A 22,269-nucleotide genomic window follows, 5' to 3' on the forward strand; every position below is an offset into this window, starting at 1 on the left:
GCTTTCTCCAAAAACCTGGCCACAGCTTACGCCTGTTGCGGCAGTTTTTCCTTCAGTTCCGTAAATTCCTTCTCGAAGTCCAGCGTCTTGCGCTGCGTGCTCATGGCCATCAGCGCTTCGCTGCCGCCCGCACCCGGCTTGATCCAGACCCAGACCCGGCGCTCGCGGATGTAGAACATGGCGAACACGCCCAGCGTCAGCAGCAGGCAGCCAAGATACACGATGGTCTTGCCCGGCGAACGCGTCACCTGGAATACCGATGCTTTGATTTGCGTGAACTCATCGAGCTGCAGGTAGACCGGTGCGCCGTAGAAGAAGCTGTCCGACAGCGCATTGGTGGCCAGCTGCAGGAAGCGGCCATGGGCTTCGTCGGCGGCGGCCGGCGCCAGGCCGGACTGCTCGCGCGCGGCCTGCCACAGCTCCCACATGCTGCCGTTCAGGATCTTCAGGAAGATTTCAGCGGCCTTGGTCTGCTCCGCTTGCGGCACCTTTTCCAGGAAGCGGCTGATGGCGAAGAAGCCGGCGCCGCTGGCGTCGCCGGCAAAGATCTCCAGGCCCTTGAGCGAGGACTGTTCCAGCTGCACGCGCAACGCATCGCCCGCCTTGGTCTGCGGCATGGCGCGCCCGGCGTAGCGCGCGGCGGCCTTCTGGCGCAGGGCCGGGTCTTGCAGGGCGGCGCGCAGGCGCATCCACTCGCGCACGCTGTGCTCGTCGTCCGCCGGGATGCGCAGGAAGCTGAACGGGTCGGACGGGTTGGCGCGCACGCCGGCCAGGAACACGGTGTCGCCGTCGATGGTGACCGGCTGCATATAGTTCTGGTACTCGCGCGCCTGGCCGTTCTTGTCGCGCAGCTTGTACGAGACCGAGGGGCCGACGTTCTTCAAATCCTTGTTGTGGGCGGTCTTGGCCGCCGAGCCCAGCTGCTTGTCCAGCTTGCGGGCAAAGGACTCGTTCAGGTTCTCGCCCTTGGCCACGGCGCGCGCATCCTGGCCCTCGGCGCCGATATTCTCCACGTTGAAGGGGCGGAAGTCGCTCCACTCCACGGTGTAGTCGTCGCTCAGCTTGCTGGTGCCGTTGACTTCGCCGTTCATGGCGAACGTGGCGGTATCGCGGCCCTTCATCGGGTGCCCCAGCAGCTTGAGCTTGCTGCCGCCGTCCTCAAAGCTGGACTGGTAAATCGCCACGCCCTCGAAGATCAGGGGCTTGTTGACCTCGATCACCGCATCCTGCGTCTTGCCGCTCTCGTTGGAGCGCACCGTCACATGGCTGGCGAACAGCTTGGGCATGCCGGTGCTGTAGAAGTCGATGTCGAATTTCTTCAGGTGGATGGAGAAGGGCAAATCCTGCAGCAGGAAGCCATCCGGGCGCGGCAGCAGCGCGGTATTGCCGGCCGTGCCTTCCGGCAGCGCAATGCTGCCACGGTAGGTCGGGTTATGCACGCTCAGGCGGTGCTGGGCGGGGATGTCGGCAATCACGCCGGTGCCGCCAAAGGCGGTCTTGCCGAACAACCACTGCTGGAAGCGCACCGGCAGGTCCGAATCGAGCATGCCGCCCAGCAGGATGATCACGATCGCGCTGTGGGCAAAGATATAGCCGAACTTGTTACCCGCGCCGCGCCTGGCCGCGACCAGGATGGCGCCGCCCTCCTTCGGGATCAGCTTGGTGGCATAGCCCGCGTGGCCCAGGCGCTGCGCGGTCTGGCCGGCCAGCGCCTCGCCCGCCTGCGGCGACGTCCACTGGGTCTTGTGGTGGAAGTTGTGGAGCGAGGCCTCGCGCACCTTTTCACGCCAGCTGCGCATATCCTTCAGCATCTTCGGCGTATTGTGGACAATGCACAGGGTGGTCGACACCACCAGCAGCGCGCACATGGAAACGAACCACCAGGACGAGTAAATCGCGTACAGCCCCAGCTTGTAGAACACCTCGAACCAGAACGGACCGAACTGGTTGATGTAGTTCGGCATGGGCTGGCTTTGCTGCACGATGGTGCCGATGATCGAGGCGAAGATGATCACGACGAATAGCGCGATCGCAAAGCGCATCGAGGACAGCAGCTCGACAGTCTCAGCCAGGGGGCCGCGCCGGTTGCGCAGTTGGATTCCGGAAGTGCTCGGGGCGTTGCTCATTGCTTATGATGATATCAGGAAGATAACAACAAAAAGGGCAGCCAATTTGCGTGGCCGCCCTTTTCATGTCCAGAACCGCCCGTCACGGGGCGACGCATTGCAATTACTTCAAGCCAGCCATGTAGTCGGCGACCGCTTCGATTTCCTTGTCGGACATACGGTAAGCGATGGCGTGCATTTCTGCGCTGGTCTTGCGGGTGTCCGCCTTGAATGCCTTCAGGGTGGCCACGGTGTAGTCCTGGTGCTGGCCGCCCACGCGCGGGTAGGCCGCTGGCATGCCGGCGCCGGCCGGACCGTGGCAGGAAGCACAGGCTGGCACGCGGTTTTCAGCGATGCCGCCGCGGTAAATCTTCTTGCCCAGCTCGATGGTGTCCTTGTTCTTGGCAGCGCCGGCCTTGTTTGGCTCGGTGGCCAGGTAGGCCGCGATGTTTTTCTTTTCTTCGTCGGTCAGGGCCTTGGCGAAGGCGGTCATCACGGTACCGGCGCGGCTTGGCTCGGTGAAGGCCACCAGCTGCTTGTAGATGTAGGCTTCGCCCTGGCCGCCCAGTTTCGGGTTGATGGTGATGGTGGATGCACCCTTGGCGCCGTGGCAGGATACGCAAGCTGCGATGCCGCGCGCATTGTCGCCTTCGGCGTACAGGGTCGCGCCTTTGGCTGGGTCAGCCTTGGCAGCTGGGGCCGGGGCGGAAGCCGAAGCAGCGCCCGAAACAGCCAGCATGGCAACGAACAAGGATTTTACAAATGGCGAAAACGCTCGATTCATTCAGACACCCTGAGACTAGTTATTAATTAGTGTGAATCGCTTTCCTGCGGTGCCTCAATAACAGGCAACATGGCGCATGACAACAATTCGTAACCCCTTATTGTACAATAGCTTTCCTGCCTTATTACCTTCTTTTTGTTGCTCCTCCATGTCCAAACTCTGGCAAGCCCGCTTTTTTACCACTGTGAACCACCTGCGCGACCTGCCGCGCACGACGGTGCCGGAGATCGCCTTTGCTGGCCGCTCGAACGCCGGCAAGTCCACCGCGATTAACATTTTGTGCAACCAAAAAGGCCTGGCTTTCGCGTCCAAGACCCCGGGCCGCACCCAGCACATCAACTTCTTCTCGATCGGCGGCGCGCACGTGGCCATGCACCGCCACGACCCCATCAATATGGACGAGCTGGAGTGCCTGGTGGCCGACTTGCCGGGCTACGGCTACGCCGAAGTCTCGGGCGACGCCAAGAACCACTGGCAGCGCCTGCTGGGCGACTATGTGCAGCGGCGCGACCAGCTGGCGGCCCTGATCCTGATGATGGACGCGCGCCGCCCGTTCACCGAGCTGGACCAGCAGATGATCGAATGGTTCGCCCCGACCGGCAAGCCGATCCACTGCATCCTGACCAAGGCCGACAAGCTCAACCGCAACGAATCCATCAACGTGCTGCGCCAGGCGCAAGCCAAGCTGGACAGCTACGTGGATGAAGACGGCGAAGGCTTCCCCTTCACCGTGCAACTGTTTTCCGCGCTGAAGCGCATCGGCATCGAGGAAGCGACGGCCAAGATCGAAGAACTGGCCGGCCTCACCGGTGGCGACGACGCGCCTACCCCTGATGAAAGCGAAGAAGCATGATCACTCCTGATTTCCCCGCCATCCGCATGCGCCGCATGCGCCGCGACCCGTTCTCGCGCGCGCTGATGCGCGAGAACACCATTACCGTGGACGACCTGATCTACCCGGTCTTCGTGGTGGAAGGCCAGAACCGGCGCGACGCTGTGGCCACCATGCCGGGCGTGGACCGCATCTCGATCGACAACCTGCTGCGCGTGGCGGAAGAGTGCGTCAAGCTGGGCATCCCGGTGCTGTCGCTGTTCCCGAACATCGACCCGGCGCTGAAGACCAACGACGGCATCGAAGCCACCAATCCGGAAGGCCTGATCCCGCGCGCCGTGCGCGAGTTGAAGAAGAACTTCCCTGAGCTGGGCATCATGACCGACGTCGCGCTCGACCCCTACACCAGCCACGGCCAGGATGGCACGGTCGACGAGAAAGGCTCGATCCTGAACGACGAGACCACCGAAATGCTGGTGCGCCAGGCCCTGTGCCAGGCCGCGGCCGGCGTGGATGTGGTCGGCCCGTCCGACATGATGGATGGCCGCATTGGGGTGATGCGCAAGGCGCTGGAGGAGAAAGGCTTCATCCACACCCGCATCATGGCTTACTCGGCCAAGTACGCCTCCGCGTTCTACGGCCCGTTCCGCGATGCGGTCGGCTCCGCCGCCGCACTGGGCAAGGCCGATAAGTTCACCTACCAGATGGACCCGGCCAATACCGACGAGGCGCTGCGCGAAGTGGCGCTGGATATCGCCGAGGGTGCGGATATGGTGATGGTGAAGCCAGGCATGCCTTACCTCGACATCGTGCGCCGCGTGAAGGATGAATTCAAGGTGCCGACCTATGCCTACCAGGTGTCGGGCGAGTACGCCATGCTCAAGGCCGCCGCGCAAAACGGCTGGCTGGACCACGACAAGGTGATGATGGAATCGATGATGGCCTTCAAGCGCGCCGGCGCCGACGGCGTCCTGACCTACTTCGCGCTCGACATCGCGCGCAAGCTGAAAGCAGTCGCGTAAAAATGGGGACGTACCCCATTTAATGCAAAAAAGGGGCCGATGGCCCCTTTTTCATTAAATGGGGTACGTCCCCATTTTTTTATTCCTTGCGGTCGCGCAGCACCTGCGGTGCCAGCGAGCCGACGAACATGCCCAGGAACGCCGCCAGCAGGCCGGCCAGTTGGCCCGGGAATGCCTCGCCCCACGACGACAGCTGCGGGAAGAAGGCGACCCAGGTCGCGATACCGAATGCGGCCGACAGGATCGCGCCCTGCGTGGTGGCGCGCTTCCAATACAAGCCCATCAGCAAAGGCACGAAGGCCGCCACCAGGGTCACCTGGTAGGCCGACGACACCAGCTCATAAATCGAGGTGCCGCGCATCGCAATCGCATACGCCAGCACGGTCGCCGCGAACACCACGATGGTGGCGCGCATGGCAAACAGCTGCTGCTTGTCGGTCATGCCCGGGCGCAGGTTCTTCAGGATGTTCTCGGTGAAGCTGGTGGACGGCGCCAGCAGCGTTGCCGACGAGGTCGACTTGATCGCCGACAGCAGCGCGCCGAAGAACAGGATCTGCATCACCAGCGGCATCTTGGTCAGCACGAAAGTCGGCAGCAGGCGCTGGTAATCGTTCTTGGCCATCTCCAGGCCGCTCTGCCCCATCACGATCACCGCGCAGGCGACGATGAACATCGGCACCGCGGCGAACAGAATGTAGCTGGCGCCGCCGATCACGGCGCCGGTGCGCGCGGTCGGCGCGTCCTTGGCCGACATCACGCGCTGGAACACGTCCTGCTGCGGAATCGAGCCCAGCATCATGGTCACCGCCGCCCCGACGAAGAAGGCGATATCGGTGAAGTTGGCCGCCGGCAGGAAGGTCCACAGCTTTTCTTCGCTGATCATGGTCAGCACCTTGTCCGAGCCGCCGGCCAGGTCGGCCGAGAACATGGCGATGATGGACAGGCCCACCACCAGCACGATCATCTGGATAAAGTCGGTCCAGGCCACGGCCAGGAAGCCGCCGATCACCACATACACCAGCACCGCCAGGGTGCCGACGATCATGCCGGCGGTTTCCGACATGGCGCCGTTGGTCAGCACGGTGAACACCAGGCCCAGGGCGGTGATCTGCGCCGCCACCCAGCCCAGGTAGGACACGATGATGGCGATCGAGCAGAACACTTCGATGCCCTTGCCGTAGCGCTGGCGGTAGAAGTCGCCGATGGTCAACAGGTTGAGCTTATACAGGCGGGCCGCGAAGAACATGCCAACCAGGATCAGGCAGGTGCCGGCGCCGAACGGGTCTTCCACGATGGCGTTCATGCCGCCTTGCACGAACTTGGCCGGGATGCCCATCACGGTTTCCGCGCCGAACCAGGTCGCGAAGGTTGTGGTTACCACCATGATCAGCGGCAGGCTGCGGCCCGCCACGGCGAAGTCGGTCGTATTCTTGATGCGGGTGCCAGCCCAGGCGCCAAGGGCCAAAGTGCCCAGCAGGTACAGGACGACAAAGGAAATCAGGGTGGTGTTCATGCGGGGAAGCTCCGGCTCCAATCGGCAAATTTCGCGATTATAGCGGCAAGAAGCCGGCCAGTTTCAGGAAATTTTGTTGCAATTGCTGCGAAACCAACAAAACCGGTATTACCGACTTCAGCGCACCTTGCCGTAGTTGGGGAAGAACTCCAGCAGCAGGAAAGCCTCCAACTCCTTCTCATTCTCCTTGCGCGCGCTCATCGGAACATTGCGCCCCAGGCGATGCGACTCCCAGACAAAGTCGCCCGGCTTTTCCTTGCGGATCATCTCGATCATGCGCTTGACGATGGCCGTTTCGATATCCTTCTCCGCGCCCTGGTCAACCCGCACCTGCTGCAGCCACTGGCGCTTGAAATTGGTGCTGAAGCCACGGAACTTGATCTCCGCGCTATTGAAGGTCTGGTTCACGATCTGGAACACGCCGCCCGTATCGTTACGCTCGCCGTTCGCGCTGCGCCCCTGGGCGCCCATGATATTGGCAATGGCGCGCGCCTTGGCCACGGCAGCCGGATCCTGCTCCTGCTCCGGTTGCGGCGAGGCGCCGCGCGCACGGCGGCGCATTTCGATCAGGGTGGCCATGTCCGGCGCATCGGGCGGCGGCGGGGTCAGTTTGGCCTCTTCCGGCGGCACAATCCGCTCCTGCGGCTTGACCACCTCGGTAATCGCCGTCTTGCTCGGCGGCAGGTAAGCGCGCGAGGACAGCTGCGGCGTCTTGCTGGCCTTGGTCTCCGGCTTGGGGGCTGGCTTGGGTTTCGGCGCCGGCTTGGCGGGCGGCGTCAGGTAGACCAGCTCGCCTTCCTTGGCCGGCGGCGTCAGCACGATCTTCTCGCTTGGCTTGAACAGGTAGATCGCCACCACCAGCAAGTGCACGAACACCGTGGCAGCAATGCCCCAGCGGTTAGGCTTGTTATTGCCATACTCAGGCACCTTGTCTTCCGGCCAGCGCTGGCCGCAAGTCGGGCACAGCCCGTCTTGGGCCGCGAGCTCGGCGTGGGAATGCGTGTACTGATGCAAGATAATGGCTTTTAACTGAAGATACTGGGGTGGCAGCTTACCGGCTTTCGTCCTTGACGGATGTTACAGCTTGTAAGCGCCGCCCCGCATATTATCAGTGTTTGGCGGCCTTGAATGCCCTCAGTTCCACCGGCTGCGCCGGATCTGTTGCGGATTCGTCAAGCAAATCCTCATCCTTCATCGGGCCGGTGCCGGAATATTTATCCAGGAACAGGTAGATCACCGGGGTGATATACAGGGTAATCACCTGCGAGAAGATCAGGCCGCCGATCACGGCCAGGCCCAGCGGCTGGCGCAGTTCGGCGCCGGCCCCCAGGCCAAGCGCGATCGGCAGCGCGCCCATCAGCGCCGCCAGCGTGGTCATCATGATCGGGCGGAAGCGCAGGATGCAGGCTTCGCGGATTGCTTCCTGCGGCGCCTTGCCCTCCTCGCGCTGCGCCACCAGCGCGAAGTCGATCATCATGATGGCGTTCTTCTTCACGATACCGATCAGCATGAGGATGCCGATGATGGCGATCATGGTCAGGTCCATCTTGAAGATCCACAAGGTCAGCAGCGCGCCCACGGCGGCGGACGGCAGGCCGGCCAGGATGGTCAGCGGGTGGATATAGCTCTCATACAGCACGCCCAGCAGCACGTAGATGACGCCCAGCGCCGCCACGATCAGGATCAGCTGGCTGCCCTGCGAATCCTGGAACACCGCCGCGTCGCCGCCATAGCTGGTGATGATGGAGGCCGGCAAGCCCATTTGCTGTCCCATCTTCTCGATCTTGGCGGTGGCCGTGCCCAGCGGCACATCGGGCGCCAGGTTGAAGGACAGCGTAATCGCCTGCAGCTGGCCCTGGTGGTTGACCGAGGTCGGGCCCACGGTGCGCTCGACGCTGGCAAAACTGGACAGCTGCACCAGCTGGCCGGCGCTGTTGCGCACCGAGAGCTTGGTCAGCGAATCGTCGAACTGGCGGTCTTCGGTGGCCGCCTCCAGGATCACGAAGTAGCTGGCGGCCGAGGAGTAGATGGTCGACACCTGGCGCTCGCCAAACGCGAGGTAGAGCGCGGTGCGCACGTCGGACAGCTTGACGCCCAGCATATTGGCCTTGTCGCGGTCGATCTTGAGCGAGGCCTGCAGGCCCTTGTTCTGCGAATCGCTGGTCACATCGCGGAAGTCCTGGTCGGCGCGCATGGCCTCCTGGAATTTGGTGGCCCAGTCGTTCAGCGCGTCCGGGCTGACCGACTGCAGGGTGTACTGGTAGCGGCTCTTGGACGGGCGGCCACCCAGCTGCAAGTTCTGCACCGGGCTCAGGTAGACCTGGATGCCGGCGATCTTCTTGGTTTCCTTGCGCAGGCTGTCCAGCACCTGCGGCATCTTCGCGCGCTCGCCGCGCGGCTTGAGCACCAGGAACATGCGGCCGGTATTGCCGCCGCCGGTGAAGGAGGTGACATCCTTCACGTTCGGATTGGCCTGGATCACGGCGGCCACTTTCTCCTGCAGCTCCAGCATGGCGGCGGTGGAAATGTCTTCCGAGGCCTCGGTATTGACGCGGATCTGGCCCAGGTCCTCTTCCGGGAAGAAGCCCTTCGGAATCGCGATGTAGAGCCAGGCCGTCAGCGCGAAGGTGCCGAAGGCGATGCCCAGCACCACAAAGCGGTGGTGCAGCGCCAGGTCCAGGGTGCGCGCGTAGAAGTTGCGCACGCCATTGAAGCCGCGCTCGAAGTGGCGGCCGATGAAGCTGTCGTCGCCCGAGGTTTCGTGCGAGTCGGCCGGCATGAAGCGCGCCGCCAGCATGGGCACCAGGGTCAGCGACACAATCGCCGACACCAGCACCGACAAGCCCACCACCACCGCGAATTCATGGAACATCAGCCCCATCACGCCGGGCATGAAGAAGATCGGGATGAACACCGCCACCAGCGACACCGAAATCGAGACGATGGTGAAACCCATTTCGCGCGAGCCGATCAGCGCCGCCTGTAGCGGCTTCTTGCCCAGCTCGATGTGCCGCACAATGTTCTCCAGCACCACGATCGCATCGTCCACCACCAGGCCAACCGCCAGCGTGATGCCGAGCAGGGACACGTTGTCCAGGCTGTAGCCCAAGGCGTACAGCAGGGCCAGCGCGCCCAGCAGCGAGATCGGCATGGTCACCGCCGGGATGAAGGTGGCGGCCAGGCGGCGCAGGAAGAGGAAGATCACCAGCACCACCAGCACCACCGTCAGCGCCAGGGTCAAGTTCACGTCGTGGATCGCTTCGCGGATCGAGACCGAGCGGTCGTTCACCAGGTTGATGGCGACCGACTCCGGCAACTGGGCGCGGAAGCGCGGCAGCAGCTTGCGCACCCCGTCCACCACCTGCACCGTGTTGGCGTCCGGCTGGCGTTGCACCAGCAGCACGATGGAGCGCTCGCCGTTGTAGCTGCCGGCCGCCTTGATCGACTGGAAGCTGTCTTCCACCGTCGCCACGTCTTTCAGGCGCACCGGCTGGCCGTTGCGGGTGGCGATGATCAGGTCGGCGAAATCGGCGGCGCGCATCAGCTGCGCATTGCCCTGGATGGTCAGGGTCTGGCTAGGGCCGTCGATGGTGCCGAGCGGGGTGTTGGCGTTGGCGGCGCGGATCGCTTGCTGCAGCTCGTCGAGCGTCATATTGCGCGAGTTCAGCAAGTCCGGCTTGGCGCGCACGCGCACCGCGAATCGCTTCTGGCCGTTGACCGACACTTGCGCCACGCCCGGCAAGGTGGAGAGCGACGGCGCCACCAGGTTTTCCGCGTAATCGTTCAGCTCGGACAGGCTCAGCGACGGCGAGGTCATGGCCATGAACAGCACCGGCGCATCGGCCGGATTGACCTTGCGGTAGGACGGCAGGTCCGTCATTTCCTGCGGCAGCGAGCGCTGGGCGCGCAGCAGCGCGGCCTGGACGTCCACCGCCGCCTCGTTGACGTTGATGGACGGGTCGAATTCCAGGGTCAGCGAGGTGCTGCCCAGGGTGCTGGTGGAAGTGATCATCGACAAGCCACCGATGGTCGAGAATTGCTTCTCCAGCGGCAGCGCGACGGACGACGCCATGGTTTCCGGCGAAGCGCCCGGCAGGTCGGCGCTGACGTTGATGACCGGGGTGTTATAGCTTGGCAGCGCCGCCACCGGGATGTGGGCGTACGCCAGGATACCGGCCAGGATCAGGCTCAGCGAGAGCAGCACCACCATGACGGGGCGCCGGATACTCAGCTCGGACAGGTTCATTCTTGTTTGCCCTTCTTCTGGCCTTTGCCGTTCTGCGCCACCGCCGGTTCGGCAATGCGGATCTTGCCGCCCGGACGCAGGTTCTGTTTGCCCTCGACAATGATCTTCTCATCGCCATTCAGGCCCGTCACCACCGCCAGCGCGCCAAAGCCGTGCACGCGCTTGACGTTGCTCATCTTGGCGGTCTGGTCCGGCGCCACGGTGTAGACGAAGGTGCCCTTGGTATTGCTAATAATAGCGTTCTGCGGCACAACCAGCGCGTCTTTCAGCGTGTTGACGGTCAGCTTGGTGTTGACGTACTGGCCCGGCCACAGGCGGGTGTCAGCATTGTCGAACTGGGCTTTGACGCGGATCACGCCGGCCACCGGGTCGACCGTGTTGTCGACAAAGCTGAGCTGGCCGTTGATCGGCTTGTCCGAATTGTTCTGGAACGCTTGCACCGGCACTTTGCCGGCGCGCTGGGCGTCGAGCAGGGCGGCCAGGCTCGATTCCGGCACGGTGAAGGCGACGTTGATCGGGTTCAGCTGGGTCACGGTGGCGAGCGATGTGCTGAGCTGCACCAGGCTGCCCGGATAGACATTGATGGCGCCCACGCGCCCGCTCAGCGGCGCGCGGATCTGGGTGTAGCTCTGGTCCACCTTGCTGGCGCGCGCGGCGGCGATATCGGCTTCCAGCACGGCGCGCGCCGACTCCACCTGGCTCCTCAGGGTATCGACCGCGCTTTGCGCCAGGAAGTTCTGCGCGAGCAATTCCTGCGCCCGCTTGTACTGGCGTTCCAGGTCGGCCAGGGTGGCGCGATCCTTGGCCACTTGCGCGTCGGCCTTCGCCACATTGGCCGCCTCGGTGCGCGCATCGAGCGAGAACATCAGCTCGCCCTGCTTCACGAACTGGCCTTCCTTCACATGCACTTTGACGATGGTGCTGGTGGTTTGCGGGTGCAGGTCGACGGTGGAAATCGGGCTCACCGTGCCGTTGGCCGACAGGTTCACCGGCACGTCCTGGCGCTGCGGCGCCACCACGTTGACCGTGGTCGGGCCCTGCTCGCCCTTGCCCTTGCCGCCGCCCTGCCCCGGCGCGCCCTGCTCGGCCGTGCCCTTGCTTGCATACCAGGCGCCGCCGCCGATGAGGACGGCCAGGCCCACCACTACTGCCAGAGTTTTCTTCTTCATTTGGGATGACTACTTTCCTGCATAAAATTCAGGGAACACGAGGGTGGCTTCCAGGCCGCCGCTCGGGTGATTCGCCAGGCTCAGGCTGGCGCCGTGCTGTTCAGCGATATTGCGTGCAATCGTCAGGCCGAGGCCGGTGCCGCCGGAGGCGCGGTTGCGCGAGGTCTCCAGGCGGTAAAACGGTTCGAACACCTGCGCCAGCTGGCCGGGCGGAATGCCCGGCCCCTCGTCGCGGATGCGCACGCGCGAAGCGCCGGCCAGGCGCTCGACCGTGACGTGGGCGCGCTGGCCGTACTTGACGGCGTTGTCGATCAGGTTGACCAGGCAGCGCCGGATGTCCAGCGGGCGGCCCATCAGGTCCATGGCGGCGCGCCCGGTCAGGTCGACTTCCTGGCCGGCGTCGGTGGCGTCGGCGCACACGCTGTCGAGCAGCGCATCGAGATCGACGCGCTGCATCGCCTCCGTGGTGTCCATGCTGCGCGCCAGGTCCAGGCCTTCCTTCACCATTTGCTGCATGGCCGACAAGTCTTCCAGCAGCTTGCCCTGCAGCTCGGCGTCCTGCACTTTTTCCAGGCGCAGGCGCATGCGGGTCAGCGGGGTCTGCAAATCGTGGGTGATGGCGGCCAGCATTTCCGTGCGCTGGGCAATGTGCTGGCGGATGCGCGCCTGCATGGCGTTGAAGGCGGCCGAGGCGGTGCGGATCTCGGTCGCGCCGCGCAATTTGAGCGGGGCGTGGTTGATGTCGTTGCCGAGCTTCTTGGCGGCACCCGCCAGTTGCTTGAGCGGGCCCATGGTCATGCGCGCCACCAGGTAGGCCAGCACGGCAATGCTGAGCAGGAAGGGCACGAAGGTGGCGTATTCATTATGGCCGGTGGGCGCCGGCTGGCGCGGCGGCAGGATCGACAGCTTCAGGTGCTGGCCGTCCGGCATGGTGACCGCCAGCGATTCGCAGGTGCCGCGCCAGGTGCCGGTGCCGGCGCCGAACACGGAAAAGGCCGAATACACCGACGTCGGGCGCTCGCAGGCCGACGGGCGCTCGGCCAGCGTTTGCAGCTTGTATTCGCTGCCCAGGCGGTTGGCCAGGGTGGCGGCAAACTCGCTCAGTTGCGGCGCCACGCCCGGCACGCGGTTCAGCACCTCGAGCTTGATGGCGCCCATGCTGGCCACCTTCAGGTACTGCATGCGCGATTCGGGCAGCACCACGTCGGCGGTGGAAATGATCTGTTCGGAACGCTCGAGCGCGTGGAAATCGCGGTAGCGCTGCAGGGTGCGCTGGCGTTCATTGATCGCCAGGTACTGCGTCAGGGCGGCCGAGGCGAGGATGCCCAGCATCAGGACCAGGAAGACGCGGCCGGTCATGCCCTGGAAAAAGGCTTTCATCAGTCCGGCTCCACGGCCACCGTGCCGGCCAGCACATAGCCGCCGTTACGCACCGTCTTGATGATTTGCGGCAGGCGCGCGTCCTCGCCCAGCTTCTGGCGCAGGCGGCTGATCTGGATGTCGATCGAGCGGTCGAAAGGGTCGGCGTCGCGGCCCTGGGTCAGGTTCAGCAGCTGGTCGCGGTTCAGCACGCGGTTGGGATGCTCCAGGAACACCTTGAGCAGGCGGAACTCGGCGCCGGACAGCATGATGACCGTGCCTTCCGGGTTGACCAGGTGGCGCGCGGTCAAGTCCAGCACCCAGCTCGAGAAACGGATGCGACTTGCCTTTTCAACATTATTGGCGGCGGCCGTGTTGCTGCGGCGCAGCACGCTGCGGATGCGCGCCAGCAGCTCGCGCGGCTCGAACGGTTTCGGCAGGTAATCGTCGGCCCCCATCTCCAGGCCCAGGATGCGGTCCAGCGGCTCGCTGCGCGCGGTCAGCATAATGACCGGCAAGGTCGAATGGGCGCGCAGCTTGCGGCACAGGGTCAGGCCATCCTCGCCCGGCAGGTTAAGGTCGAGCACGATCAGGTCCGGCTTGGCATTGTCGAGCAGCTTCCACATGGCCGAGCCATCGGCCGCGCCATGGGTGCGGTAACCATTGGTCTCCAGGTAATCCTGCAGCAGGGTGCGGATATCGCGGTCGTCGTCGACGATAAGGATAGTGGCGGCATTTTCCATGCCTACAATTATCCCTTGCTATGCCGGCGGCGGGTAGACAGTTTGTATCGCCATGTTTAGAAAAAGCTTGTCGAAACATGGCGTTACAAATCAATTGCAGTCTGCGGACAGCCTGCCTCACGGCCTGCAACAGCCGGATACAAATTCCCGCCTCCCCGACACTTCCGTGTTACAGGTCGCTGCCAAGATAATCCCATGTGCAGTGCGAGTGCACATTTTCATGAATTGTTTCTGAAAGGATTAATGATGAAAGCCTTGCATAAAGCATTGATTATCGGCGCCACTGCCATAAGTTTTAGCGCCGCCGCATTACCAGCCATGGCAGCAGAAGGCGAACCGCGCCAATATGCCGCCACTAAATTCGATCCTGCCAAAATGCAGGAGCATATGGAGCAACGCGCCAAGCGCATGCATGAGGCGTTGAAAATCACCCCCGCCCAGGAAGGCGCATGGCAGGCCTATTTAAATGCGCTTAAATCCAATATGCCGCAGCACGGCCAGTTTGACCGCGCGGCATTTAAACAAATGCCGGCGCCGGAGCGTATGGAAAAACGGATAGAAATGTCCCGCAACCATATTACCCGGATGGAAGCCAACCTGGCCGCGACTAAAACTTTTTATGCCCAGTTGACGCCGGAGCAGCAAAAACTGTTCGATGAAAAGGCTGGCCGCTTCGGCCAGCACCGCCATCACGGCCATCACCGCGCGAAGCACCAGCAGCAGTAAGTCGCAATTGCATCATGCAGCCGAGATGGGTCACGCCATCCCGGCTTTTTTTCGTCCGAAGATTGCCGAATCACGCTAGACGTTGGCATGAACTAGCCAGATCTGAGTTTAAAGCACCCCGCCAAGCCGCATTGGCCCGTCGTGCGGCCAACGGCGCCGCCAATTCACCGCGCCATGGCAAGCGCGCGCGACGTGTCATGTCGGAGGCGGGCAACGGCGCGGGTGCGCCCGGAGGGGGACAAAAAGAAAGGGCGCCATGGGCGCCCTGTGGGGATTTACTTCAGTTTTTCCAACGATCTCAGGAATTTCTCGGTATTCTGGAATCCTATTACCCGCGAATCGGGAATCTCCTGGCCGGCGGCATTAAACATGATAATGCCGGGCGGGCCGAATAAATTAAATCGCTGCAGCATCGCCTTATCAGCGTCATCATTCGCCGTGACGTCCGCCTGCAGCAGAATGGTATTCGCCAGTTTTTGCTGCACCATGGCATCCACAAAGGTCAGCTTTTCCATTTCCTTGCACGACACGCACCAATCCGCATAAAAATCCAGCATCACGGTTTTGCCGCCGGTTTGCGCCAATATCGCATCCAGGTCGGCCACGGTTTTAATGCGCTTGAATTCCAGGTGGCGCTCAGCGCGGCCCAACAGTTTTTCAACCGGATGCGACGGATCAGCGCTGCCAGTCATCAGTCCGGCTATTTGAAGCAGGCCAAACACAGCGAATACCGCTGCAATAACTTTAGGAACCCATTTACCGTTTTCATGGGTCAGCAGGAAAAATGCATAACCCACGCCCAGGATTGCCCAGCCAATCATCTGCACTTTACCCGGCAATACCGGCGCCACCAGCCACCACGCCATCACCAGCATCAGCACACCGAAGAAACGCTTCACCGCCTGCATCCAAAGACCAGCGCGCGGCAGCAGCGCACCGGCCGAAAGTCCGACCAACAACAGCGGAATACTCATGCCCACCGCCATCGAAAACAGGGCGCTGCCGCCCACCACCACATCGCGCGTCTGGCTGATATAGACCAGGGCGCCGGCCAGCGGCGCGGCCACGCAAGGGCCAACGATCAGGGCCGAGATGGCCCCCATGGCGAACACGCCGGCCAGTTTGCCGCCCGACTGGCGGTTGGAAGCGCTCGCCAGGCGCGATTGCAGGGCCGCCGGAACTTGCAATTCGAACACGCCAAACATGGACAGGGACATGCCCGCCATCAGCAAACCGACCGTGCCCAGCACCCAGGGATTTTGCAGTGCAGCAGCAAGACCCTGGCCGATCAGGCCAGCGGCAATGCCGAGCGCGGTATAGACGATGGCCATGCCCAGCGAGTAGCTGAGCGACAGCACGAAGCCGCGCGAACGGTTGCCGGCCGCGCCGTCGCCCACGATGATCGAGGACAGGATCGGCACCATCGGCAGCACGCAAGGCGTGAACGACAGGCCCAGGCCGAGCAGGATGAACAAGGGCGCGATGACCAGGAGGCTGCCCCCCTTCAGGGCCGACTCGATGCGGCCCATTTCGCTCTGCGAAGCGGGGGCGGCAGCGCCTTCGATCGCGGTCGTGATGCCGGTTGCCGCGCTGGCCGTGGCGGGCGCCGCCACCGTGGCCGCCGTATCCAGCGCCGGCGCAGCGCCTGGCACGCTTTGCGCACCGTTGCTGGCGCCCTGCTCCGCCCCCAGCGCCAACAAGCCGCCCGGCGCGCTGGCCGCGCCGCCGACCGCCATCAGGCGCGCCGACGACTCCATCGGCGAATAGCACAGGCCCTTGTCCGAGCAGCCCTGGCTGGTCACCTTCAAGGTGAACGGCCCCGGCGCCTCGACCGGGATGGTGATGGTCACCTGGCGGCGGTAAGTCTCCACATCCTTGGCGAAGGTCTCGTCGTATTTCACCTTCCCGGGCGGGATTTGCGGCGTACCCAACGTGGCGCCATCAGCCGCGAACTTGAAGCGTTCGCGGTACATATAGTAGCCATCTGCGATATCAAAGGTGACCGCCACCGCCTTCCCGTCGACCACCTTGGCGGAAAACTTAAAGGCCACCAAGGGATCAAGGAATTCGTCCTCCGCGCGCGCCCCGGCGGCGCACAGGAACACAAAGAGCGAAAGCGCGGCCAGCAGCCACGCGCGGAAGGGAGACACGATGCGGAACATAGGAGACTTTGTGGTGTAACTTGCAGACGGCAAATAGTACACCAGACTTTGTCCACTTGGGGGTCAGGAAGAAAAGTGGACATTTTTCTTAAGAAATGTCCACTTTTCTTCCTGACCCCAAAGTGGACAGGCGAAAAAAAAGCCGGGCATGCCCGGCTTTTCAATCGACCAACTGCTATTACTCAGCGGTTGGTGCTTCTTCAGCGGTGGTGGTCTCTGGACGGTCCAGCAGCTCGATGAAAGCCATTGGAGCGTTGTCGCCCTGACGGAAACCCATTTTCAGGATACGCAGGTAGCCGCCGTTGCGGTTTGCGTAGCGTGGGCCCAGTTCAGCGAACAGCTTCAGAACCATCTCGCGGTCGCGCAGACGGGCGAATGCCAGGCGCTTGTTGGCCAGGGTGTCGGTCTTGCCCAGGGTCAGGATCGGTTCCACGACGCGACGCAGTTCCTTTGCCTTTGGCAGGGTGGTCTTGATCGCTTCGTGACGCAGCAGCGAAACAGTCATGTTGCGCAGCATTGCCAGACGGTGGGACGAGGTACGATTCAGTTTACGGAGGCCGTGACGGTGACGCATGGTACTTCCTTTCAATAATGTTTAAATCCGAGATCTTCGATCGCCAATGCCAGGCAATGGCGCGGTCCGGTTATCAGTTAAAGCCGTCCGGCGCAAAACGCGCCAGACGGGTACAGCAAACGATTACTTCTCGAGGCCGGCAGGTGGCCAGTTCTCGAGTTTCATGCCCAAGGTCAGGCCGCGCGATGCCAGCACTTCCTTGATTTCGTTGAGCGACTTGCGGCCCAGGTTCGGGGTCTTCAGCAGCTCGTTTTCGGTACGCTGGATCAGGTCGCCGATGTAGTAGATGTTTTCCGCTTTCAGGCAGTTGGCCGAACGCACGGTCAGTTCCAGGTCGTCCACTGGACGCAGCAGGATCGGATCGACCATTGGAGCGCGGCTTGGCGCTTCAGCGGCGGTTTCGGTGCCTTCCAGGGCGGCGAACACGTTCAGCTGGTCGACCAGCACGCGCGCCGATTGACGGATCGCTTCTTCCGGGGTGATCACGCCATTGGTTTCAATGTTGATGATCAGCTTGTCCAGGTCGGTACGCTGTTCCACACGCGCCGATTCGACGGCGTAGGACACACGGCGCACTGGCGAGAACGAGGCGTCCAGGATGATGCGGCCGATCGTCTTGTTGGCGTCTTCCGACAGGCGGCGCACGTTACCAGGAACGTAGCCGCGGCCTTTTTCAACCTTGATCTGCATGTCCAGCTTGCCGCCTGCGGTCAGGTTGGCGATCACGTGTTCCGGGTTGATCAGCTCGACGTCGTGCGGCAGGTCGATGTCCGACGCCAGCACGGGGCCTTCGCCTTCCTTCTTCAGGGTCAGGGTCACGGAGTCACGGTTGTGCACCTTGAACACGACGCCCTTCAGGTTCAGCAGCAGGTCGACCACGTCTTCCTGCACGCCGTCCAGCGAGGAGTACTCGTGAACGACACCGGCGATGGTGACTTCGGTCGGCGCGTAGCCGGTCATCGAAGACAGCAGCACGCGGCGCAGCGCGTTGCCCAGAGTGTGGCCGTAGCCGCGCTCGAATGGCTCCATCACGACTTTGGCGTGACCGTGGCCCAGGGCTTCAACATCGATAATACGTGGTTTCAACAAGCTATTTTGCATGTAAATGTCCTTTTCATTACCCTCGGCTCGTTACACCGATAAGGCTGATGGCATTAAATGAGAAAGGCGGGACCATGTCCCGCCTTGGTGCAGCTTCCCGGATTAACGGGAATACAGTTCGACGATCAGCGATTCGTTGACGTCGTTGGCGATTTCGTTACGCTCTGGCAGGGACTTGAAGGTGCCTTCCATTTTCTTGGAGTCGACCGACACCCAAGCTGGCATGCCGACTTGTTCGGCCAGCGACAGCGCTTCCACGATACGGGTCTGCTTCTTCGACTTTTCGCGCACGGCGATCACGTCGTTGATCTTCACGTTGTACGAAGGGATGTTCACCACTTGGCCGTTCACGGTGAACGCTTTGTGGGAAACCAGCTGACGCGCTTCAGCGCGGGTCGAGCCGAAGCCCATGCGGTAGGCAACGTTGTCCAGGCGGGTTTCCAGCAGGGACAGCAGGGTCTCGCCGGTGTTGCCCTTGCGACGCTCAGCTTCAGCGAAGTAGCGACGGAACTGGCGTTCCAGCACGCCGTACATACGCTTGACCTTCTGCTTTTCGCGCAGCTGGTTGCCGAAGTCGGAGGTGCGGGCGCCGGATTTCACACCGTGCTGGCCTGGCTTGACATCCAGTTTGCACTTGGAGTCCAGGGAGCGGCGTGCGCTCTTCAGGAACAGGTCGGTGCCTTCACGGCGGGACAGTTTTGCTTTAGGTCCGATATAACGTGCCACAGTAATTTCCTTTGAATGATAAATGACGCCCCAGCCGCATCGGGATGCGGTTAGGCGCTAGCCTGGCTCACTTTCAGCCGAGGCGGTGGCTCAACATTGCCAACGCGGCCACAAATGTGGCGCGAGAAGGCAAAAATAGCCGGACAGTATAACCGTTTCCGGTTCACTGTTCCAGCAATTTTGAGTGCAGAAGACGGTGGCCGGTACACACCATACCGGCCAATGTCAGGCTGACTATTAGATACGGCGACGCTTTGGAGGACGGCAGCCGTTGTGTGGCACTGGGGTCACGTCCTGGATCTCGGTGATCTTGATGCCCAGGTTGTTCAGTGCGCGCACGGCGGATTCGCGGCCAGGACCAGGGCCCTTGATGCGAACTTCCAGGTTCTTCACGCCGCATTCCTGTGCAACTTTACCAGCGGCTTCAGCAGCAACCTGCGCTGCGAACGGGGTCGATTTACGCGAACCCTTGAAGCCAGCACCACCGGAGGTCGCCCACGACAGAGCGTTGCCCTGGCGGTCGGTGATGGTGATGATGGTGTTGTTGAAGGAAGCGTGAACGTGTGCGATACCTTCAGCGACGTTCTTCTTGACTTTCTTGCGTACGCGAGCGGCTGCCGCGGAGCTTTGTTGCTTAGCCATAGTAGTTCCCTAGATTATTTCTTCAGCGATTGAGCGGCTTTGCGCGGGCCCTTGCGGGTACGTGCATTGGTGCGGGTGCGCTGACCGCGGACCGGCAGGCCCTTACGGTGACGCAGACCACGGTAGCAGCCCAGGTCCATCAGACGCTTGATGTTCATCGACAGTTCGCGGCGCAGGTCACCCTCGACCACGAATTTGCCGATTTCTTCACGCAGCTTCTCGAGTTCGCTGTCGTCCAGGTCCTTGACCTTCTTGTTGGTTGCAACGCCGGCTTGTGCGCAGATGAACTGCGAACGTGGACGGCCGATACCGTAGATCTCGGTCAGGCCGATAACGGTGTGCTTGTGATTTGGGATGTTAACCCCTGCAATACGTGCCATTCGTTATTCCCTCGATTAACCTTGACGCTGCTTGTGACGAGCTTCCACGCAGATTACGCGGACCACGCCCTTGCGCTTGATGATCTTGCAGTTGCGGCAGATGCGCTTAACTGAAGCGTTAACTTTCATGATTGCACTCTCTTATGTTCGAAATTGCTAATTAATTACTTTGTCCGGAACACAATACGGGCCCGGGACAGGTCGTACGGCGTCAGTTCAACCGTGACCTTGTCGCCAGGGAGAATGCGGATGTAGTTCATACGCATTTTACCCGAAATGTGGCCGAGTACCACGTGGCCGTTTTCCAGCTTTACTCTAAAAGTTGCGTTGGGCAAGTTCTCCAGGATCTCGCCCTGCATCTGAATGACGTCGTCTTTTGCCATTTATCGTGTCGGAAGCCCGCCCTTGAAGTTAGCTTTGCGCAGCAGCGATTCATATTGCTGCGACATCACATAGTTTTGCACTTGAGCCATGAAGTCCATGGTCACAACTACAATAATCAACAGCGAAGTACCACCAAAATAGAACGACACTTTCCACTGCGCTTGCATAAACTCAGGCAGCAAGCACACGGCAGTGATATACACCGCGCCCGCCAGGGTCAAACGCATCAGGATCTTGTCGATGTAACGGGCTGTCTGCTCACCGGGACGAATCCCTGGCACAAAGGCCCCGCTCTTCTTCAAGTTCTCTGCAGTCTCCTTGCTGTTGAACACCAGTGCGGTGTAGAAGAAGCAGAAGAATACGATTGCCACAGCGTACAGCAGTGCATGGATCGGCTCACCAGGAGCCATCGACGCAGCCAGATCTTTCAGGAACGCGACGACAGGGTTGCTGTTGTCGGCGCCTTTCGAAAACCAGTCCACGATGGTAGCCGGGAACAAGATAATCGACGAAGCGAAGATCGGCGGGATTACGCCTGCCATATTCAGCTTGAGCGGCAGGTGGCTGGTCTGCCCACCGTAGATCTTGTTACCGACCTGACGTTTGGCGTAATTGACCAGGATTTTGCGCTGACCACGTTCCACGAACACCACGGCATAGGTGACAGCAGCCACCAGCAGCACGATGAGGATCGCCGACGGTGCACCGATGGCGCCTTGCGACACCTGGGAGAACAAGCCACCCAGTGCGCTCGGAAGCCCTGCGGCAATACCGGCGAAGATGATGATCGAGATGCCGTTACCAAGACCACGCTCGGTAATCTGCTCGCCCAACCACATCACGAACATGGTGCCGGTCAGCAAGGTCACGACCGTGACGAAGCGGAAGCCCATACCGGGGTCCAGTACCAGGCCAGGCTGGGATTCCAGCGCGACCGCGATACCGAACGCCTGGAACAGAGCCAGACCGACGGTTGCATAGCGGGTGTATTGGGTAATCTTGCGACGTCCCGCCTCACCTTCTTTTTTCAGCGCCTCCATGGTCGGCGAGACGATCGACACCAGTTGCATGATGATCGAGGCCGAGATGTATGGAGTAATGCCCAGTGCAAACACCGTGAAGCGCGAGAGTGCGCCACCCGAGAACATGTTGAACATGCCCAGGATGCCGCCTTCTTGCTGCTTGAACAGTGCTGCCAGCTGTACCGGATCTACCCCTGGAACAGGGATGTGTGCACCGATCCGGTACACCACCAGAGCGCCCAGCAAAAACCACAGCCGGTTCCAAGGGAAGCCGGCGGCGGCGGATTTAGCAAGCTGTTGGTTGTTCGCCAATTTTCGCTCCGATTAAGCTAGCGAGCTCAGGCTACCGAGCCGCCAGCTGCTTCGATGGCTGCTTTCGCGCCAGCGGTCACTTTCAGGCCTTTTACGGTCACTGCTTTAGTGATTTCGCCGGAAGCGATAACACGTACGTCGCGTGCCAGAACATTCAGCACGCCGGCCTGTTTCAGCACCAGGATGTCGACTTCGCCGACAGCCAGGCCGTTCAGGTCGGACAGACGCACTTCAGCCTTGAAAGTGGCATTCAGGGATTTGAAGCCACGCTTAGGCAGACGACGCTGCAGAGGCATTTGACCGCCTTCGAAGCCGACTTTGTGGAAGCCGCCCGAACGCGATTTCTGACCCTTGTGGCCGCGGCCTGCGGTTTTACCCAGGCCGGAGCCGATACCGCGGCCAACGCGGCGCTTAGCGTGCTTCGCGCCTTCTGCTGGTTGAATGGTATTCAGTTGCATTGTTTTCTC

At 61.9% G+C, this 22,269-nt stretch carries 21 protein-coding genes; 3 read left to right on the forward strand and 18 right to left on the reverse strand.

Annotated elements, in window-relative coordinates:
* Positions 1-26: 26 nt before the first annotated feature.
* Both GTP41_RS12010 and GTP41_RS12015 read right to left on the reverse strand, forming a co-directional pair.
* Positions 27-2,126 (reverse strand): cytochrome c biogenesis protein ResB, encoded by a 2,100-nt coding sequence (locus GTP41_RS12010; RefSeq protein ID WP_161025814.1) that lies wholly within the window; start codon positions 2,124-2,126, stop codon positions 27-29.
* 103 nt (positions 2,127-2,229) lie between these two features.
* Positions 2,230-2,889: a c-type cytochrome gene (locus GTP41_RS12015; RefSeq protein WP_161025815.1), complete on the reverse strand. Its 660-nt coding sequence runs from the start codon at positions 2,887-2,889 to the stop codon at positions 2,230-2,232.
* A gap of 148 nt (positions 2,890-3,037) precedes the next feature.
* Here GTP41_RS12015 and yihA point away from each other — a divergent pair, with 148 nt between their 5' ends.
* Both yihA and hemB read left to right on the forward strand, forming a co-directional pair.
* Positions 3,038-3,742 (forward strand): ribosome biogenesis GTP-binding protein YihA/YsxC, encoded by a 705-nt coding sequence (gene yihA, locus GTP41_RS12020; protein WP_161025816.1) that lies wholly within the window; start codon positions 3,038-3,040, stop codon positions 3,740-3,742.
* Positions 3,739-4,743, forward strand: coding sequence for a porphobilinogen synthase (hemB, locus tag GTP41_RS12025; protein WP_161025817.1), 1,005 nt, complete (start codon positions 3,739-3,741; stop codon positions 4,741-4,743). Before yihA ends, hemB begins: the two co-directional genes overlap by 4 nt.
* A 79-nt stretch (positions 4,744-4,822) precedes the next feature.
* Here hemB and GTP41_RS12030 read toward each other — a convergent pair whose 3' ends face one another.
* The 6 genes from GTP41_RS12030 to GTP41_RS12055 form a co-directional block, all read right to left on the reverse strand.
* Positions 4,823-6,256, reverse strand: coding sequence for a high affinity choline transporter 1 (locus tag GTP41_RS12030; protein ID WP_161025818.1), 1,434 nt, complete (start codon positions 6,254-6,256; stop codon positions 4,823-4,825).
* A 117-nt stretch (positions 6,257-6,373) separates the two neighbouring features.
* Positions 6,374-7,270: a hypothetical protein gene (locus GTP41_RS12035; RefSeq protein WP_229502829.1), complete on the reverse strand. Its 897-nt coding sequence runs from the start codon at positions 7,268-7,270 to the stop codon at positions 6,374-6,376.
* A gap of 94 nt (positions 7,271-7,364) precedes the next feature.
* On the reverse strand, positions 7,365-10,502 hold the full coding sequence (locus GTP41_RS12040) for an efflux RND transporter permease subunit (RefSeq protein ID WP_161025819.1): 3,138 nt from the start codon (positions 10,500-10,502) through the stop codon (positions 7,365-7,367).
* The gene (locus GTP41_RS12045) at positions 10,499-11,671 is read right to left on the reverse strand and encodes an efflux RND transporter periplasmic adaptor subunit (protein ID WP_161025820.1); all 1,173 of its coding nucleotides are present in this window, start codon (positions 11,669-11,671) and stop codon (positions 10,499-10,501) included. Before GTP41_RS12045 ends, GTP41_RS12040 begins: the two co-directional genes overlap by 4 nt.
* Before the next feature lie 9 nt (positions 11,672-11,680).
* Positions 11,681-13,051: an ATP-binding protein gene (locus tag GTP41_RS12050; RefSeq protein ID WP_161025821.1), complete on the reverse strand. Its 1,371-nt coding sequence runs from the start codon at positions 13,049-13,051 to the stop codon at positions 11,681-11,683.
* The gene (locus GTP41_RS12055; protein WP_161025822.1) at positions 13,051-13,773 is read right to left on the reverse strand and encodes a response regulator; all 723 of its coding nucleotides are present in this window, start codon (positions 13,771-13,773) and stop codon (positions 13,051-13,053) included. The genes GTP41_RS12050 and GTP41_RS12055 overlap by 1 nt, the downstream gene beginning before the upstream one ends.
* 243 nt (positions 13,774-14,016) lie before the next feature.
* Between GTP41_RS12055 and GTP41_RS12060 the strand changes: the two genes are divergently transcribed.
* Positions 14,017-14,499, forward strand: a complete 483-nt coding sequence (locus GTP41_RS12060) for a Spy/CpxP family protein refolding chaperone (protein ID WP_161025823.1) — start codon at positions 14,017-14,019, stop codon at positions 14,497-14,499.
* 275 nt (positions 14,500-14,774) lie between these two features.
* Here the strand turns inward: GTP41_RS12060 and dsbD are convergent, their stop codons facing one another.
* The 10 genes from dsbD to rplO form a co-directional block, all read right to left on the reverse strand.
* Complete coding sequence (gene dsbD, locus GTP41_RS12065; protein WP_161025824.1) at positions 14,775-16,661, reverse strand: protein-disulfide reductase DsbD; 1,887 nt, start codon at positions 16,659-16,661, stop codon at positions 14,775-14,777.
* A 178-nt stretch (positions 16,662-16,839) separates the two neighbouring features.
* Complete coding sequence (gene rplQ, locus GTP41_RS12070; protein ID WP_161025825.1) at positions 16,840-17,235, reverse strand: 50S ribosomal protein L17; 396 nt, start codon at positions 17,233-17,235, stop codon at positions 16,840-16,842.
* 123 nt (positions 17,236-17,358) lie between these two features.
* Entirely contained in the window at positions 17,359-18,336 is a 978-nt protein-coding gene (locus GTP41_RS12075; RefSeq protein WP_161025826.1) for a DNA-directed RNA polymerase subunit alpha, read from the reverse strand.
* Between the two features lie 102 nt (positions 18,337-18,438).
* Positions 18,439-19,062 carry a 30S ribosomal protein S4 gene (gene rpsD / locus GTP41_RS12080; protein WP_161025827.1) on the reverse strand — a complete coding sequence of 208 codons (624 nt, stop codon included), beginning with the start codon at positions 19,060-19,062 and terminating at the stop codon, positions 18,439-18,441.
* A 237-nt stretch (positions 19,063-19,299) separates the two neighbouring features.
* A complete protein-coding gene (gene rpsK, locus GTP41_RS12085; RefSeq protein ID WP_028101645.1) occupies positions 19,300-19,704 on the reverse strand; it encodes a 30S ribosomal protein S11 in 405 nt (134 codons plus the stop codon).
* 14 nt (positions 19,705-19,718) lie between these two features.
* A complete protein-coding gene (gene rpsM / locus GTP41_RS12090; RefSeq protein ID WP_161025828.1) occupies positions 19,719-20,084 on the reverse strand; it encodes a 30S ribosomal protein S13 in 366 nt (121 codons plus the stop codon).
* A 15-nt stretch (positions 20,085-20,099) separates the two neighbouring features.
* The gene (gene rpmJ / locus GTP41_RS12095; RefSeq protein WP_082507582.1) at positions 20,100-20,213 is read right to left on the reverse strand and encodes a 50S ribosomal protein L36; all 114 of its coding nucleotides are present in this window, start codon (positions 20,211-20,213) and stop codon (positions 20,100-20,102) included.
* Positions 20,214-20,248: 35 nt separating this feature from the next.
* Positions 20,249-20,467, reverse strand: a complete 219-nt coding sequence (infA, locus tag GTP41_RS12100; protein ID WP_005663428.1) for a translation initiation factor IF-1 — start codon at positions 20,465-20,467, stop codon at positions 20,249-20,251.
* Complete coding sequence (secY, locus tag GTP41_RS12105; protein ID WP_161025829.1) at positions 20,468-21,802, reverse strand: preprotein translocase subunit SecY; 1,335 nt, start codon at positions 21,800-21,802, stop codon at positions 20,468-20,470.
* 26 nt (positions 21,803-21,828) lie between these two features.
* Positions 21,829-22,260, reverse strand: a complete 432-nt coding sequence (rplO, locus tag GTP41_RS12110) for a 50S ribosomal protein L15 (RefSeq protein WP_161025830.1) — start codon at positions 22,258-22,260, stop codon at positions 21,829-21,831.
* Positions 22,261-22,269: the final 9 nt, after the last annotated feature.

This window comes from Pseudoduganella guangdongensis (assembly GCF_009857475.1).
In the GTDB taxonomy this organism is placed as follows: domain Bacteria; phylum Pseudomonadota; class Gammaproteobacteria; order Burkholderiales; family Burkholderiaceae_D; genus Rugamonas; species Rugamonas guangdongensis.